This window comes from Thalassovita taeanensis (assembly GCF_900110775.1).
Classification (GTDB): Bacteria; Pseudomonadota; Alphaproteobacteria; order Rhodobacterales; family Rhodobacteraceae; genus Litorimicrobium; species Litorimicrobium taeanense.
This window is the reverse complement of sequence record NZ_FOEP01000005.1, coordinates 227,633-244,011: the sequence shown is the minus strand read 5'-3', so window position 1 is coordinate 244,011 and position 16,379 is coordinate 227,633. Positions and strand designations below refer to the sequence as shown.

10 protein-coding genes are annotated in these 16,379 nt (G+C 61.6%); 4 read left to right on the top strand and 6 right to left on the bottom strand.

What is annotated here, in order from left to right; all coding sequences use genetic code 11:
• Positions 1–12 precede the first annotated feature (12 nt).
• Genes BSF79_RS09640 through BSF79_RS09625 form a run of 4 tightly spaced genes read right to left on the bottom strand, consistent with a single transcriptional unit; the run spans position 13 to position 3,589 of the window.
• Positions 13–1,797: a peptidoglycan D,D-transpeptidase FtsI family protein gene (locus BSF79_RS09640; protein WP_090269671.1), complete on the bottom strand. Its 1,785-nt coding sequence runs from the start codon at positions 1,795–1,797 to the stop codon at positions 13–15.
• A complete protein-coding gene (gene ftsL / locus BSF79_RS09635) occupies positions 1,794–2,141 on the bottom strand; it encodes a cell division protein FtsL (RefSeq protein ID WP_090269670.1) in 348 nt (115 codons plus the stop codon). Before ftsL ends, BSF79_RS09640 begins: the two co-directional genes overlap by 4 nt.
• On the bottom strand, positions 2,141–3,133 hold the full coding sequence (gene rsmH / locus BSF79_RS09630; RefSeq protein ID WP_090269669.1) for a 16S rRNA (cytosine(1402)-N(4))-methyltransferase RsmH: 993 nt from the start codon (positions 3,131–3,133) through the stop codon (positions 2,141–2,143). Before rsmH ends, ftsL begins: the two co-directional genes overlap by 1 nt.
• 3 nt (positions 3,134–3,136) lie before the next feature.
• The gene (locus tag BSF79_RS09625) at positions 3,137–3,589 is read right to left on the bottom strand and encodes a division/cell wall cluster transcriptional repressor MraZ (RefSeq protein ID WP_090269668.1); all 453 of its coding nucleotides are present in this window, start codon (positions 3,587–3,589) and stop codon (positions 3,137–3,139) included.
• Positions 3,590–4,497: 908 nt separating this feature from the next.
• Between BSF79_RS09625 and BSF79_RS09620 the strand changes: the two genes are divergently transcribed.
• The gene (locus BSF79_RS09620) at positions 4,498–6,747 is read left to right on the top strand and encodes a DEAD/DEAH box helicase (protein ID WP_175545298.1); all 2,250 of its coding nucleotides are present in this window, start codon (positions 4,498–4,500) and stop codon (positions 6,745–6,747) included.
• 48 nt (positions 6,748–6,795) lie between these two features.
• Here the strand turns inward: BSF79_RS09620 and BSF79_RS09615 are convergent, their stop codons facing one another.
• Positions 6,796–7,866, bottom strand: a complete 1,071-nt coding sequence (locus tag BSF79_RS09615) for an Mrp/NBP35 family ATP-binding protein (protein ID WP_090269718.1) — start codon at positions 7,864–7,866, stop codon at positions 6,796–6,798.
• A 239-nt stretch (positions 7,867–8,105) separates the two neighbouring features.
• Here BSF79_RS09615 and BSF79_RS09610 point away from each other — a divergent pair, with 239 nt between their 5' ends.
• Positions 8,106–8,324, top strand: coding sequence for a DUF1127 domain-containing protein (locus tag BSF79_RS09610; RefSeq protein WP_090269717.1), 219 nt, complete (start codon positions 8,106–8,108; stop codon positions 8,322–8,324).
• A 621-nt stretch (positions 8,325–8,945) separates the two neighbouring features.
• Here BSF79_RS09610 and BSF79_RS09605 read toward each other — a convergent pair.
• The gene (locus BSF79_RS09605) at positions 8,946–11,294 is read right to left on the bottom strand and encodes an ATP-dependent helicase (RefSeq protein ID WP_090269667.1); all 2,349 of its coding nucleotides are present in this window, start codon (positions 11,292–11,294) and stop codon (positions 8,946–8,948) included.
• Between the two features lie 208 nt (positions 11,295–11,502).
• Between BSF79_RS09605 and BSF79_RS09600 the strand changes: the two genes are divergently transcribed.
• Positions 11,503–12,648: an alpha-hydroxy acid oxidase gene (locus tag BSF79_RS09600; protein ID WP_090269716.1), complete on the top strand. Its 1,146-nt coding sequence runs from the start codon at positions 11,503–11,505 to the stop codon at positions 12,646–12,648.
• Between the two features lie 180 nt (positions 12,649–12,828).
• Positions 12,829–16,269 carry a pyruvate carboxylase gene (locus BSF79_RS09595; RefSeq protein ID WP_090269666.1) on the top strand — a complete coding sequence of 1,147 codons (3,441 nt, stop codon included), beginning with the start codon at positions 12,829–12,831 and terminating at the stop codon, positions 16,267–16,269.
• Positions 16,270–16,379 lie beyond the last annotated feature (110 nt).

Below are 16,379 nucleotides of genomic sequence, written 5' to 3'. Positions count from 1 at the left end.
CGCCTTTCTGGCCTAGTTTGATGTCAGCGTTATATCAGCCAGCTGTGCGGGTTCAATCTCGGGGTGCATCCCCAGAAGCGGCGCGACGCGACGGATCATTTCGGCTGCGACCGGCACGGCGGTCCAGCCTGCAGTGCGGCGCGGTTGGGCACCGGAGGTCTCAACCGGTTCGTCCAGCGTGACGATCAGCACATATTTCGGATCATGTGCCGGGAACATGCTGGCGAACGTGGCAATCACTTTGTCCTTGTAGTACCCACCACCGTTTTCCTTGGGTTTGTCGGCAGTACCGGTCTTGCCCCCCACGGCATAGCCTGCAACCTCGCCAAAGCTGGCGGTGCCTTCGGTCACAACCTTGCGCAGCATGGTGCGTGCGGCAGCCGCCGTATTTTCGGACATGACGCGCGGGCCGTATTGTGGGCCGGATTGTTTCAGCAGCGTCGGTTCCACCTTAGTGCCACCATTGGCAATCGCGGCATAGCCCGCAGCCAGATGCATCGGCGTCGCCGACAGCCCGTGACCATAGGAAATCGTCATGGTGGACAGTTCCGACCAATTTGGCGGCAACAGGGGCTTGCCGGCGCGCGCCTCGGACATCTCGACATGCGTGGGTTCGAACAAGCCCAGCGAGCGCAAAAACTCTTTCTGCCGTGCCACGCCAATCATCTGCGCCACCCGTGCGGTGCCGATGTTCGACGATTTCACGATCACTTTCGTGATGCTCAGCTCGCTACCATAGTTGTGGAAGTCCCGAATACGGTGACGCCCCCATTGCAGCGGGCCTTTGGTATTGATCAACGTATCGGGATTGACCAGTCCCAGCTCCATCGCCTGCGCCACAGCAAAAATCTTGAAGGTCGAACCAAGCTCATACACGCCCTGCACCGCGCGATTGAACAGCGGGCTGTCGCTGGCGTCGCCCTCGGTCGCGGGGCGTGGGCGGTCATTGGGGTCAAAGTCGGGCAACGAGACCAGCGAGATGATCTCGCCGGTATGCACATCCATCAAGACCGCCGCCGCCCCCTTGGCGTTCATCAGCTTCATGCCGCCATACAGCACCTGTTCCGCCGCTGCCTGAACACTCAGGTCGAGTGACAGTTCCAACGGCTTGCCATCCTGCGCCGGGTCGCGCAGGCGATCATCAAACTGCCGCTCGACTCCGGCCACACCGATCACTTCGGCGGCATGGACGCCCTCGCGGCCAAAACTGGCCCCGCCCAATACATGCGCCGCCAGCCGACCATTGGGGTAAAGCCGCATCTCGCGCGGGCCAAACATCAGGCCAGGATCACCAATGTCGTGCACGGCCTGCTTCTGCTCGGGGCTCAACTTCTTGCGAATCCAAAGGAATTTCCGCTTTCCGGTGAAATCTTCCAGCAGATCTTCGGCCTTCAGTTCGGGGAATACCCGCGCCAATTCGGTTGCCGCACGCTCGGGGTTGATCATCTGCGGCGGCTGAGCGTAAAGCGAATAGGTTTCCAGATTGGTTGCCAGAATACGCCCCTGCCGGTCCACAATGTCTGCACGCTGCGCAACGATCGACGCCCCGGCAGCGCTGGCGCGGGGTTCGCTGGGCTCGGACGCTGAAAGCGCCCCCATCCTCAGGCCGACGACAGAAAAGGCGCAGAAGAAAAATACCCCCAACATCAGCAACCGCCCCTCGGCACGCAAGCGCGACCGGTCGCGCATTTCCTCGTGCCGCAGGCGGATATTCTCGCGCTCAATTGCGTCGGGGTTCTCGCCGCGTGAACGGGCATCCAAAATACGGGCAAGTGGGCGCAGAGGTGTGCGAATCATTGGGACTGCTCCATCGAGGATACGTCGACCGGGGTTGTCACAAGCAGATCGCTGTCATGCGCCGGATAAGCGACCTGATCCGCCTTGCCGAACTGCTCGGGTGCCAGTGGCAACAAGCCCAGACTTTCATAATTAAGGTCAGCCAGTTCACGCAGCCGGTCGGGGCGGTTCAGATAGGCCCATTCGGCCTTGAGCACCGCCAGACGCGCGCGGGCCTGACCGATGGATTGCTGCAATTGTTCGGTATCGTCCAGCGCGGCCTGCGTCTCGTAATTCTCGTGATAGGCCCAGAAGGCCAGCCCGATCACAGCCATTGCAGTCAGGACATAGAAAAAGCTGCGCATTACCCTTTTCCCTTCAACATCGGCATCCCAAGCGCCTTGCGATCGGTTGTGCCCGCCGGGGCATCGGTGCGGATCGCCACCCGCAGCTTGGCGCTGCGCGAGCGTGGATTTTCCTCAAGCTCCTGTTCATCGGGGCCAATGGCCTTGCGGCTTTTGACGATGAATTGGGGCTGTTCCTCGATGGTTTCGGGGGCATAGCGGTTTGACCGCCCCGCCCCGCCCGATCGCGCCTGAAGAAAGCGCTTCACCATCCGGTCTTCGATGGAGTGGAAGGTCACCACGGCGAGTTGCCCGCCGGGCTTCAGCGCCCGCTCTGCCGCCTCAAGCCCGCCGATCAGCTCGCCGTATTCGTCATTCACCGCGATCCGCAGCGCCTGAAAGCTGCGCGTCGCGGGGTGCGATTGGCCCGGTTTGGACCGGGGCAGGCATTTTTCGATGATACTGGCAAGGCGCAGCGTGGTGGTAATGGGCGCCAGCTCTCGCTCGCGCACGATGGCGCGGGCAATGCGGCGGCTGGCCCGTTCTTCACCGTATTGATACAGAATATCGGCCAGATCGCCCTCTTCCGCCTCATTCACCATATCGGCAGCCGAGGGGCCGGATTGGCTCATCCGCATATCCAGCGGCCCGTCTTTCATGAAGGAAAATCCGCGCTCGGCCAGGTCGATCTGCATCGAGCTGACACCCAGATCCAGCACCACGCCATCCAGATCACTGGCATAGTCATCAAGCCGAGAAAACACGCCTTCGACCATCTCGATCCGGTCGCCATAGGCCGCAGCCCAGGGGGCTGCCATTTCAAACGCCAGCGGATCGCGATCGACCGCAATCACCTTGTCCGCTCCTGCGGCCAGCAATGCACGCGTATACCCGCCCGCCCCAAATGTCCCGTCCAGCCAAACACCCTTAACCGGCGATACCGCCTTGATCAGCGGACGCAGCAAAACGGGAATGTGGGGCGCTTGATCCGGGGAAGAGACCGCTTCGGCCATGTCTTACGCCCCTTTCGCACCATCCAGAAGTGTCAGTGGATCGAAGCCATCGGGCATCTCTGCCAGGAACTTCTCGATTTTTGCAGTTTCAACTGCCGCGTGGGTTTCGGCATTCCATATCTCAAAGAAATCGCCCATCGCCACCATCACGGCCTCGCCCTCAAGCTTGATCTGCTCCCGCCGGTCTTTCGGCAGGATGATGCGACCATCGCGGTCAACCTCGGTTTCCCACGATTTGCCAAGGATCATCCGGCTGGCCTGATCACGCGCGACCGAGCCGCGCGGCAATGCCTTGATACCAGCCTCGATCTCGGCCATCGCTTCAATCGTATAGGCGTGCAGACAGTTTTTCAGATGCGCGCCATACAGCACGACCATGCGGGGGTTGGCATTCTTTTCGGGAAAGTCAGGATCCCCGGATTCGAGCACACGGCGAAAATCGGCAGGGATCGACATCCGACCCTTACCGTCAACCTTTTGGCTGAACTCACCTCTGAAACTCAGACCCACTGTCCTGGCCGTCCCTCTTGCTGCCCCCGGAAATTTATTGAAGCCCCAGAAAACGAAACGGCGGATAGAGCTGCTGCCACTGCCCTATCCGCCGCCCTCGTCCCGCTGTGCGGGGATTGTCCAACTGCGCAAACCACCTGGGGGGATGTCTGCTCGCTTGCGCGCCGGATCTGTCATTTTATTTGATGAAAGCGGGGCCTGTATGAAACCTTAACTTGGGTTGTTTTTTCGGGGTCTTGATGCCCCTGTTCCCGTCCTCATCTCGTGATTTAGGTATGACATGGGACTTCATGGTATTCAACAGGAATTTGCCCCTCAAAAACACCAGCCCTAGTTGGCCACAGCCGCCAAAAACCAAATATTGTCGACAAAACTGTAAATCCTTGGCTGAAATAGTTGCCACTCAGACCTTCAGCACAACATATGGTAGAGAATAGCTCGGCGAAAAAAGTTCCATGATATCCCGAATTTTTCCAGATTTCGCGCAGATCGCGCCGAACCCGTTTATCAAAAACGCGAAAAATCAGAAGAATTCGGCCGATTCAACCCGCATCACATCCGTGACACGGGGATTTGATTCGCAAAGATGCCCCGATGCGACCGCAGGTTCCAGACTTTCCCAGAACCCACCAGCCCAGACGCCATTCACCGTGCTGTTCCGACCTGCGCCCCGCAAAATCAGCTCATTTCGGCCGAAAACACACAGAATACCGCCAAAACGATCACCAGATCGGCAAGAATACCGCTATACTTCGGGTTCGGAACCGGGTAGGTGCGGGCGCTTCAATAAGCTGCGCAGTTCGGCCCCCGGCCCTTCGGGACGTGCCACGCGCCGCAAAGGACTATATCCGCTCATGACCGAAACTTTCCCAATCCCGCAGCCTTTGGCCTCTGCTCTTGAAAAGCGTGGCTATGAACAGCTGACCCCTGTGCAGCAGGAGATGACCCGCGCCGATCTCGTCGAAGCGGACCTGCTTGTCTCGGCTCAGACCGGTTCGGGCAAGACGGTGGGGTTTGGTCTGGCGATTGCACCGACACTGCTGGAGGGGGTCGATCGCCTGCCCCGCCCCGCAGCACCGCTGGCGCTGATCATCGCGCCGACCCGCGAACTGGCACTTCAGGTCCGGCGCGAGTTTGAATGGCTCTATGCCGAGGCGGGCGCGGTTCTGGCCTCTTGCGTGGGCGGTATGGACATGCGCGATGAACGTCGGGCGCTGGAACGCGGGGCGCATGTCGTTGTCGCCACGCCGGGCCGTCTGGTCGACCACATCAAGCGCAACAGTATCGACCTGAGCGATATTCGCGCCGTGGTGCTGGACGAAGCCGATGAGATGCTGGACCTGGGCTTTGCCGAGGATCTGGAATTCATTCTCAGCAAGGCCCCCGAGGACCGTCGCACGCTGATGTTCTCGGCCACCGTGCCGCGCGGGATCGAGGGGCTGTCGCGCTCTTATATGAAAGACGACGCAATTCGCGTCAGCACTGCGGGCGGCGGCGCCCAGCATGCCGACATCGAATATCGCGCCTACAGCGCCGCGCCCGAGGCCACCGAGGGCGCCGTGATCAACGTGCTGCGGTACTACGAATCGGAAAACGCCATCGTGTTCTGCAACACCCGCGCAATGGTCAGCCGCATGACCGCGCGGCTGTCGAATCGCGGTTTTTCGGTCGTTGCGCTGTCCGGCGAGTTGAGCCAGACCGAGCGGAGCCATGCATTGCAATCCATGCGTGACGGACGTGCGCGGGTCTGCGTGGCGACCGATGTGGCCGCTCGCGGGATCGACCTGCCCAAACTTGATCTGGTGGTTCATGCCGAACTGCCCTCGAACTCAGAAACTCTTCTGCATCGGTCGGGCCGTACCGGGCGCGCCGGACGCAAAGGCGTTTCGGCGCTGATCGTAAGCCATCGCACCCACAAAAAGGCCGACCGCCTGCTGCATTTCGCCAAGGTCAAAGCCGAATGGGGCCCGACACCTTCCGCAGACGAAGTGCGCGCCAAGGATCAGGAGCGCCTGCTGTCAGATCCGGTCTGGAACGAAACGCCCCTCCCCGCAGAGGTCGATTTTGTCGCCAAGCTGACCGAAAGCTTCACCGCACAGCAGATCGCAACCGCCTATCTGCGTCTCTATGAATCACGTCACACCGCCCCTGAAGAGCTTGAGATTCCGGGCGCCCGTGCCGAACGCCGCGAGCGTACGCCCTTCGGCCCTTCGGCATGGATCAGCCTGTCAATCGGCACCGAAGATCGCGCCGAGGCACGTTGGCTGCTGCCGATGCTGTGCCGCGCTGGCGACATCAGCAAGGACGACATCGGTGCGATCCGGGTGCAGGACAAGGAAACCTTTGTCGAATTGAAAGCTCCTGCACGCGAACGTCTAGTTAGCTCGCTGGGTGCCGCGATGGAGCTGGAGCGCGGCGCGAATGTGACCGTGCTGGCCGATGCGCCTGATCTGGCCTCGATGCCGCGCCCTGCGCCTGCGGGCCGCCCGAATTCGCGCCCTGGTCCGGGCGCACGTCAGGACCGAGCGCCGCGCCCACCGCGTGAGCCGCGCGCCCCGCGTGAAGACCGCCCGGCGCGGCCCCCGCGCGAGGATCGCGCCGAAGCCCCCACCCGCGTTCCACGGGAAGGCGCTGTCGAGGCATATAAGCCCAAAACACCGCGCGACGATTCAGCACCACGCACCAAGCGGGTCTGGGATGCAGGCGACGCGCCGCGCAAACCGCGCGCAAAGACCGAGGGGCAATCTGACACCAAGCCCTATCGGAAAGAGGGCAAGCCCGACGGCAAGAGTTTCGCAAAGGACAAACCGCGTGGCGAGGGGAAACCCTTTGGCAAGGATAAGCCTTACGGCAAAGACAAACCCTATCGCAGTGATGCAAAGCCGCACCGCAAAGGACCGGGCGAGGGTGGCGCCGACGCGCCCGCCAAACCGCCGTTCCGTAAGGGGGCATCCAATGCGTCGACCAAGCTGGGGCCGGGCGGCAAACCTTTGGCAAGCAAGCCTCGCGGCGGCGGAAAGCCGGGCGGAAAGCCGTTTGGTGGGAAGCCTGCGGGCGGAAAACCTGCGCGTGGCCCCAATGCAGTGCCCCGCCGCAAAGGGTAATTCGTGTCGCCCCCCGGCGACGGGGGGCGTTCACCTGCGTATCTTGGCTTAGGCCAGCCCATCGCCAATCAGCTTTTTCGCCAGCGCCGCATAGGCGTCGGCCACCGGGCCATCTCCGGCGGCAACCGGCGTGCCGCTATCGCCAGCCAGCCGGGTGTCCAGATCAATCGGCAGCTCGGCCAGCAACGGCACCCCCATCTTTTCCGCCTCGGCAGCAACACCGCCATGGCCGAAGATATGGCTTTCATGCCCACAGTTGGGGCAATGGAACGACGACATATTCTCAATCAAGCCCAGAATCGGTGTTTTCAGCGTGTTGAACATATCAATCGCCTTGCGCGCATCCAGCAGCGCCACATCCTGCGGGGTCGAGACGACAATTGCGCCTTCAAGCACCGTCTTCTGACACAGGGTCAGCTGCACATCGCCAGTGCCCGGCGGCAAATCGACGATCAGCACATCCAGCTCGCCCCATTGCACCTGACCCAACATCTGCTGCAACGCCCCCATCAGCATCGGCCCGCGCCAGACCACGGCCTTGTCGGGGTCCATCATCAGCCCGATCGACATCATCGTGACGCCATGCGCCTGTAACGGAATAATCGTTTTTCCATCGGGGCTTGCCGGGCGCTTGCTGGTCCCCATCATCCGGGGCTGCGAGGGGCCATAGATATCGGCATCCAGCAGACCGACACGCCGCCCCTGACGGGCCAGCGCCACCGCAAGATTGGATGAAACAGTGGACTTGCCAACGCCGCCCTTGCCCGACCCCACGGCCAGAATGCGCGCGACCCCGGCCGGCTTGGTCGGTCCGGCCTGCGGCGTCGGGTGCCCGCCGATCTTAAGGCTGGGTGCGGGCGGCTTGTCGGCCGGCCCATGCGCCGTCAGCGCGACGCTGACCTGAGAGACGCCGGACATCTGCCCCACCATCCGCTCTGCCGCCGCGCGCAGGGGTTCCATCTGGCGGGCAACCGCCGGGCTGGGCGCCTCGATGACAAACCGCACAGCACCGTCTTCGACGTTCAGCGCCCGCACCATATCGCGCGAAATCAGGTCGCCCCCATCCGGCATCCCGATCTGGGCCAAAGCCTGCTCTACCGCTTCTCGCGTGATTGCCATCTGCTGTCTCCTTCTGATTCCGACGCCATAGGTGGCAGTTTTTTCGCCCATGACAAGCCTTGCACGACCTGCCTCCAAAATCCGACCATGCAGTCAACCAAGTAGGTCAGCATTGTGTATGCATTTTTCGCATAGCTGCATTGCAGCATTATTCATTGTGCAAGCGCAGCAATTTCTTATGTTGGGTTCAACGGCGCACGAAGCGCGGCGAGATCGAACACAATACGGAAGATAAAGACATGGCATTCGCATCCGACATTCGCAACGCACAAGGCGGCTTCGCTGATCGCTTCGCTGCCCTGTCGAAAGATCTGGGCGCACGGTTTGCTCGCTATAAAACATACCGCTCGACACTGAACGAGCTGGCCTCGCTGAGCAATCGCGATCTGCGCGACCTCGGGCTGAGCCGCTCTCAGATTCGCTCGGTTGCCTACGAAGCAGCGTACGACGCTCACTGATTTTACGGATCAGGCCCTCCTCTCCTCCTCCCTGGAGTGTCTGTGAAATGGCGGCGGCATCGACCTCCTCCCTGATGTCGCCGCATCTTTTATTCGGGTCCAATGACCCAACCAGATACGAAGCCCTCTCTCCTCCTCCCTGAGGGTCTTTGTTGTCAAGAGCGGCGGTCTCCTCTCCTCCTCCCTGGGGATCGCCGCGACTGACATACGAAACGGAATACGAAACGGCTCTCTCCTCCTCCCTGAGCCTTTTCGTTGTCAAGAGCGGCGGCACCCTCTCCTCCTCCCTGGGGGCCGCCGCGACTGACATATGAAACGGAATACGAAACGGCTCTCTCCTCCTCCCTGAGCCTTTTCGTTGTCAAGAGCGGCGGCACCCTCTCCTCCTCCCTGGGGGCCGCCGCGACTGACACATCATTCGGCCTGTCTCACCTCCCTGAGACCCGCCGATGACAAAACGGCGGTGCCCTCTCCTCCTCCCTGGGCGCCGCCGTTTCTTGTTCAAACCGCAAATTTTCACAGCCCTCGAAAGCGCAGGCACAGGATGCCAGCGCGGAATTCGAGTATTTTTTTCAGAAAGAAACAGATGAGGCTGCGCTGAGATTGATCAGCACCGGGCAGTTAAAACGGGATGTCGTCCGGCGTGGTGATAAACCTTGCCACCACCTTTTTCACGCCAGCCTTTTCAAAGGCGATTTCCAGCTTGTCACCTTCGATACCGACGATGATCCCATAGCCGAATTTTTGGTGAAATACCCGCTCGCCCATGGTGTGGCTGCTGGTGGCTTGCAGGTCGATGACGGTGTTCCGTTTTTCCTGCGGCTGGCTGACCGGACGGGTCGCGGCGCGCGATTGCAACCGTTTCCAGCCGGGGGAGTTATAGACGTTCGCCTCGGCGGCGCGTGTTTCAATTCCGGCGTTTCCGCCCATGCCCGCAGCACCATAGCCCCCGCCGTAAAGCCCCGGCGGAGTCAGAACCTCGACATGGTCCTCGGGCAACTCATCAATGAATCGCGACGGCAGTGCGCTTTGCCATTGGCCGAACACGCGGCGATTGCCTGCGAAGGAGATGGTGCACAGTTCTTCGGCGCGGGTGATGCCGACATAGGCGAGGCGGCGTTCCTCCTCCAACCCTTTGAGGCCGGATTCGTCCATTGAACGCTGAGAGGGGAACAGGCCATCCTCCCACCCAGGCAGAAAAACGGCGGGAAATTCCAAGCCCTTGGCGGCGTGCAGGGTCATGATGCTGACCTTGGCGCCACCCGCGTCGGATTCGTTGTCCATGATCAGGCTGACGTGTTCGAGAAACCCTTGCAGGTTCTCGAACTGCTCCAGCGCCTTGACCAGTTCCTTGAGGTTTTCCAGACGGCCCGGCGCTTCGGGAGTTTTGTCATTCTGCCACATGGCGGTATAGCCGCTGTCATCCAGAATGATTTCGGCCAGCTCCATATGGCTGAGGCCCGCGTCGCCCGCCATTCGACCCCAGCGGTCGATCCCGTCGATCAGGCGGCTGAGTTCGGCGGCGCCTTTTCCGGTAAGACCTTTGTCTTGCAGCAGAATTCGTGCGCCTTCAACCATGGGAACACCATTTTCCCGCGCCGCGGCCCGTATTTTCTGCTGCGCTTTGTCGCCCAGCCCGCGTTTGGGGGTGTTCACGATCCTTTCGAACGCCAGATCATCGGAGGGCGAGGTGACGACCCGGAAATAGGCCATGGCATCGCGGATCTCCAACCGCTCGTAGAAGCGGGGGCCGCCGATGACGCGGTAGGGCAGACCGATGGTCAGAAAACGATCCTCGAACGCGCGCATCTGGTGGCTGGCGCGGACGAGAATCGCCATGTCGTCCAGCGAAAACGGCCGCATGCCGCGGCTGCCGCCCTGAATTGATTCGATCTCTTCGCCGATCCAGCGGGCTTCTTCCTCGCCGTCCCAATGGCCGATCAGGCGGACTTTTTCGCCGTCTTCGGCGACGGTCCACAGGGTTTTTCCCAGCCGCCCTTCGTTGCCAGAAATCACGCCCGACGCGGCGGCGAGGATATGCGGGGTGGAGCGGTAATTCTGCTCGAGCTTGACGACCTTGGCGCCGGGAAAGTCCTTTTCAAACCGTAGGATATTGCCCACTTCAGCCCCGCGCCAGCCATAGATTGACTGATCATCGTCGCCGACGCAGCAGATGTTCTTATGCCCCCCCGCCAGCAGCCGCAGCCACAGGTATTGGGCGACGTTGGTATCCTGATATTCGTCCACAAGGATGTATTTGAACCAACGGCGATATTGCTCGAGGATATCATCGTGTTTCTGGAAGATCGTCACCACATGCAGCAGCAGGTCGCCGAAGTCGGTGGCGTTGAGTTCGCGCAGGCGGGTTTGGTATTGGGCATAGAGTTCCATGCCGCGGTTGTTATAGGCGCCAGCCTCGGAGGCGGGGACGGTTTCGGGGGTCCAGGCGCGATTTTTCCACTGGTCGATAATCCCGGCCAGCATCCGGGCGGGCCAGCGCTTGTCGTCGATATTATTGGCGGAAATCAGCTGCTTCAAAAGGCGGATCTGATCGTCGGTATCGAGGATGGTGAAATTGGATTTCAGCCCGACCAATTCGGCGTGACGGCGCAACAGTTTGACACAGACAGAGTGGAAGGTGCCCATCCAGCGCATGCCGTCAACGGACTGCCCCAGCAGGAGGCCAACGCGGTCTTTCATCTCGCGCGCGGCCTTATTTGTAAAGGTCACAGAGAGGATTTCATTGGGGTGCGCACGACCGGTGTTGAGCAAATGCACGATGCGCGAGGTCAGGGCTTTGGTCTTTCCGGTGCCTGCGCCCGCAAGCATCAAAACAGGGCCATCCAGCGCCTCGACCGCTTCGCGTTGGGCCGGATTCAGGTCATCCAGATAGGGCGCGGGACGCGCGGCCATGGCACGGGCGGAAAGCGATGCGCCTTCAAAGGCGTCTTGTTCGTCAAACTGGCTCATGGGCGTTATTCTAGCGTGTGAGCGGGAGAAGTAAAAGACAAGTTCACACTCTGTTCCAAAGGTTTTCACAGGCTTGAGATCGGGAAAAACCGGGGTACACGGCGCATACACAAAACATGCACATCACATGCATATCGCAGGTGCAGCATTTTCAGCCGCCTGCGCGCGCCCTCTGGACAAATCTTTGGCGGCGCGCACAGATGCGGATATGGATCTGATGCAACGTTACCCCGCCATTTCTGACCTCAAGGCCCGCGCCCGGCGCCGGATGCCCTGGTTCGTTTTTGAATACCTCGACAGTGCCACCGGCACCGAGGCGGTGCATGGCCGCAACCGCGCCGGATTGGACGCGGTGAAAATGATGCCCTCGATCCTGCATGGCGAAATGGTGCCGGATCTGTCGGTCGAACTGTTTGGCAAGATGCACCCCCTGCCCTTTGGCGTGTCGCCGGTGGGGATGTCGGGGCTGTTCTGGCCGAATGCCGAGCGGATTCTGGCGGCGGCGGCGACCAAGGCCGGGCTGCCTTATGGGTTGTCGACCGTGGCCAGCCGCACCCCCGAGGAGGTCGGCCCGCATCTGGATGGCAATGGCTGGTTCCAGATCTATCCGCCGCGCGATCCGGGCATTCGGGCGGATATGTTGAAACGGGCCAAGGATGCGGGGTTTTCTGCGCTGGTTCTGACGGTGGATGTGCCGGTGGCCAGCAGGCGCGAGCGGCAAACCCGGTCGGGGCTGACCAGCCCCCCGCGCCTGACGCCGCGTTTGATGATGCAGGTGGCGCGCTGCCCGGCCTGGGCGATGGGCACGGCCAAGTTGGGGATGCCGCGGATGCGGTTGATCGATGGCTATGCCGACAAGGTGACCGGGCTGAGCTCGACCGAGCATGTGGGATATTTGCTGCGGACCTCGCCCGACTGGGAGTATCTGAAAGCGCTGCGCGACGGGTGGGACGGGCCGCTGATCGTCAAGGGCGTGCTGGATGCGCGCGATGTGGCGCCGCTGGAGGCGGCGGGCGTCGATGCGATCTGGATCAGCAACCACGCCGGGCGGCAGTTTGATGGCGCGCCGTCGAGCATTGAGGTGCTGCCCGCGATCCGGGCGGCGACCAAGCTGCCGGTGATTTTCGACAGCGGGATCGAGGGCGGGTTGGATATGTGCCGCGCTTTGGCCTTGGGGGCGGATTTCGTGATGATGGGGCGGGCGTGGCATTATGCGCTGGGAGCGTTGGGCGACGCGGGCCCTGCACATCTGATCGAGATGCTGCGCAAGGATATCGAATCGAACATGGGCCAGATGGGCGCGCGCACGCTGGCAGAGCTGCGTGATCGGGCAATCGGGGTCGAAAAGCGATAGCGAACTGCGCGGCCGAATCGTTTCCGACGGGTCTCAGGCAGGCCTGTCTGGCGGACATAGGCGCAAAAATGTTACAGAAATCTAACAGAGTCCGTAGGAGTAGGTATTGCACCGCGCTGCGGTGCAGCGTTAGCAATACGCAATGACCACCAGGACAGACGCCAGAGGAGGAGCCTGCCCATGCCTGATTTCCAGAAAATCCTGATTGCAAACCGGGGCGAGATTGCGATCCGCATCATGCGGGCCGCGAACGAGCTTGGCAAAAAGACCGTTGCGGTTTTTGCCGAAGAGGACAAGTTGAGCCTGCACCGGTTCAAGGCTGACGAGGCCTATCGGATTGGTGAGGGGCTGGGGCCGGTTGCAGCCTATCTGTCGATCCCCGAGATCATCCGGGTGGCCAAGCTGTCGGGGGCAGATGCGATCCATCCCGGTTACGGCCTGCTGTCGGAGAACCCGGAATTTGTCGATGCCTGCGACGCGGTGGGGATTACCTTTATCGGGCCAAAGGCCAAGACCATGCGGCAGTTGGGCGACAAGGCCAGCGCGCGGCGGGTGGCGATCGAGGCCGGTGTGCCGGTGATCCCGGCGACCGAGGTTCTGGGCGACGATATGGAGGCGATCAAGGCCGAGGCGGCGGCGGTTGGATATCCGTTGATGCTCAAGGCCAGCTGGGGCGGTGGCGGGCGCGGCATGCGGCCGATCTTCAGCGAGGCCGAGCTGGCGGAGAAGGTCAAGGAAGGGCGACGCGAGGCAGAGGCGGCGTTTGGCAATGGCGAGGGTTATCTGGAGCGGATGATCCAGCGGGCGCGCCATGTCGAGGTGCAGATTCTGGGCGACAGCCATGGCGAGATTTACCATCTGTGGGAGCGGGATTGCTCGGTCCAGCGGCGCAATCAGAAGGTGGTGGAGCGCGCCCCTGCCCCGTATCTGAGCCAGGAGCAGCGCGAGGAGATTTGCGAGCTGGGTCGCAAGATCTGTGCGCATGTGAATTACGAATGCGCGGGCACCGTCGAATTCCTGATGGATATGGATGACGGCAAGTTCTATTTCATCGAGGTCAATCCGCGAGTGCAGGTTGAGCATACGGTCACCGAAGAGGTGACGGGCATCGACATCGTGCAGGCGCAGATCAGGATCGCCGAGGGCAAGACCCTGGCCGAGGCCACCGGCGTGGCGCGGCAGCAGGATGTGGTCCTGAGCGGTCATGCCTTGCAGACCCGGATCACGACCGAGGACCCGCAGAACAATTTCATCCCCGACTATGGCCGCATCGCCGCCTATCGCTCGGCGACGGGTATGGGCATTCGTCTGGATGGCGGCACGGCCTATGCCGGTGGGGTGATCACACGGTATTACGACAGTCTGCTGGTCAAGGTCACGGCCTGGGCGCAAACGCCCGAGGCGGCGATTGCGCGGATGGACCGGGCGCTGCGCGAGTTCCGTATTCGCGGGGTGAGCACCAACATCGCGTTTGTCGAGAACCTGCTGAAGCATCCGACGTTCCTGAACAACACCTATACCACCAAGTTCATCGACGAGACGCCCGAGCTGTTCCAGTTCAGCAAGCGGCAGGACCGGGGCACCAAGGTGCTGACCTATATCGCGGATATCACGGTAAACGGCCACCCGGAGACTGCGGGGCGGGCCAAGCCCGGTGACGTGAAGCTGCCCAAGGCCCCGGCAAAGCGGGTCGAGGCCCTGCCCTATGGCAGCAAGAACCTGCTGGACGACAAGGGCGCCAAGGCGGTGGCGGACTGGATGTTGGAGCAGCCGCAGCTTTTGCTGACCGACACCACCATGCGTGACGGGCATCAGAGTTTGCTGGCGACGCGGATGCGGTCGGTTGACATGATCCGGGTGGCGCCTGCCTATGCCAGCAATCTGGCGGGGCTTTTCAGCGTCGAATGCTGGGGCGGGGCGACGTTTGATGTGGCCTATCGGTTCTTGCAGGAGTGCCCCTGGCAGCGGCTGCGCGATCTGCGCAAGGCGATGCCGAATGTGCTGACGCAGATGTTGCTGCGGGCCTCGAATGGCGTGGGATACACCAACTACCCCGACAACGTGGTGCGGGAATTCGTGCGTCAGGCCGCGGAAACCGGTGTCGATGTGTTCCGGGTGTTCGACAGCCTGAACTGGGTCGAAAACATGCGCGTGGCGATGGATGCGGTGATCGACACCGGGCGGATCTGTGAGGGCACGATTTGCTATACCGGGGATATTCTGGACCCGGACCGGGCGAAGTATGACCTGAAATATTACGTCGGGATGGCCAAAGAACTGGAGGCGGCAGGGGCGCATATTCTGGGCCTCAAGGACATGGCGGGGCTGTTGAAGCCCGCCGCGGCCAAGGTTCTGGTGACGGCGCTGAAAGACGAGCTTTCGATCCCGGTGCATTTCCACACCCATGACACCAGCGGCATTGCCGGCGCGACGATTCTGGCCGCCGCCGATGCGGGCGTGGATGCGGTCGATGCGGCGATGGATGCGTTTTCGGGCGGCACCTCGCAGGCGTGTCTTGGGTCCATCGTCGAGGCGCTGCGACATACGCCGCGCGACACCGGGTTGGATATTTCCGCGATCCGCGAGGTCAGCGATTATTGGGAGCAGGTTCGGGCGCAATATGTGGCGTTTGAAAGCGGTCTGGCCGCCCCTGCCTCCGAGGTGTACCTGCACGAGATGCCCGGCGGGCAGTTCACCAACCTCAAGGCGCAGGCGCGGTCGTTGGGGTTGGAAGACCGCTGGCATGAGGTGGCAAAGACCTATGCCGATGTGAACCGGATGTTCGGTGATATCGTCAAGGTCACGCCATCGTCGAAGGTTGTGGGCGATATGGCCTTGATGATGGTCAGTCAGAACCTGAGCCGTGCCGATGTGGAAGACCCGGACAAGGATGTGGCCTTTCCCGACTCGGTTGTGGATATGATGCGCGGCAATCTGGGCCAGCCGCCGGGCGGCTTTCCGACCGAGATCGTCAGCAAGGTGCTGAAGGATGAGGCGCCCAATCTGGAACGTCCGGGCAAGCATCTGGAGGCTGTCGATCTTGAGGCGCGCCGGGCTGAGCTGAGTGCTGAGCTTGGTGGCAAGGCGATCGATGACGAGGATCTGAACGGCTATCTGATGTATCCGAAGGTGTTTCTGGATTACATGGGGCGGCATCGGATCTATGGCCCGGTGCGCAGCCTGCCGACGCGCACGTTCTTTTACGGGATGGAACCGGCCGAGGAAATCACCGCCGAGATCGACCCCGGCAAGACGCTGGAAATCCGGTTGCAGACTGTCGGCGAGACCGGCGAGGATGGCGAGGTCAAAGTGTTCTTCGAGCTTAACGGCCAGCCGCGGGTGATCCGGGTGCCGAACCGTCTGGCCAAGGCCACGGCGGCACAGCGGCCCAAGGCCGAGCCTGCCAACCCCAACCACATTGGCGCGCCGATGCCCGGCGTGGTGGCCAGCGTGGTGGTGAGTGTGGGACAGAAGGTCAAACAGGGCGACATGCTGCTGACCATCGAGGCGATGAAGATGGAGACCGGCATTCACGCCGAAGCTGATGCAGTCATCAAAGCCGTGCACGTGCAGGCCGGGGCGCAGATCGACGCCAAGGATTTGCTGGTCGAGCTGGAATAGCCACTGTCGCGCGGAATTTGGCGGGGCGCGCAGCGATGCGCGCCCCGTTTTCGTTCGTGCGCTCGGCGATGTTGCATTCCGTAACGTGAATGCTTTCACGGCGGGTATTT

Bases quoted from the DNA above. Each gene is read 5' to 3' on its own strand.
- BSF79_RS09640 (WP_090269671.1), bottom strand. From the start codon at position 1,797: ATGATTCGCACACCTCTGCGCCCACTTGCCCGTATTTTGGATGCCCGT.
- ftsL (WP_090269670.1), bottom strand. From the start codon at position 2,141: ATGCGCAGCTTTTTCTATGTCCTGACTGCAATGGCTGTGATCGGGCTG.
- rsmH (WP_090269669.1), bottom strand. From the start codon at position 3,133: ATGGCCGAAGCGGTCTCTTCCCCGGATCAAGCGCCCCACATTCCCGTT.
- BSF79_RS09625 (WP_090269668.1), bottom strand. From the start codon at position 3,589: ATGTCGATCCCTGCCGATTTTCGCCGTGTGCTCGAATCCGGGGATCCT.
- BSF79_RS09620 (WP_175545298.1), top strand. From the start codon at position 4,498: ATGACCGAAACTTTCCCAATCCCGCAGCCTTTGGCCTCTGCTCTTGAA.
- BSF79_RS09615 (WP_090269718.1), bottom strand. From the start codon at position 7,866: ATGGCAATCACGCGAGAAGCGGTAGAGCAGGCTTTGGCCCAGATCGGG.
- BSF79_RS09610 (WP_090269717.1), top strand. From the start codon at position 8,106: ATGGCATTCGCATCCGACATTCGCAACGCACAAGGCGGCTTCGCTGAT.
- BSF79_RS09605 (WP_090269667.1), bottom strand. From the start codon at position 11,294: ATGAGCCAGTTTGACGAACAAGACGCCTTTGAAGGCGCATCGCTTTCC.
- BSF79_RS09600 (WP_090269716.1), top strand. From the start codon at position 11,503: ATGGATCTGATGCAACGTTACCCCGCCATTTCTGACCTCAAGGCCCGC.
- BSF79_RS09595 (WP_090269666.1), top strand. From the start codon at position 12,829: ATGCCTGATTTCCAGAAAATCCTGATTGCAAACCGGGGCGAGATTGCG.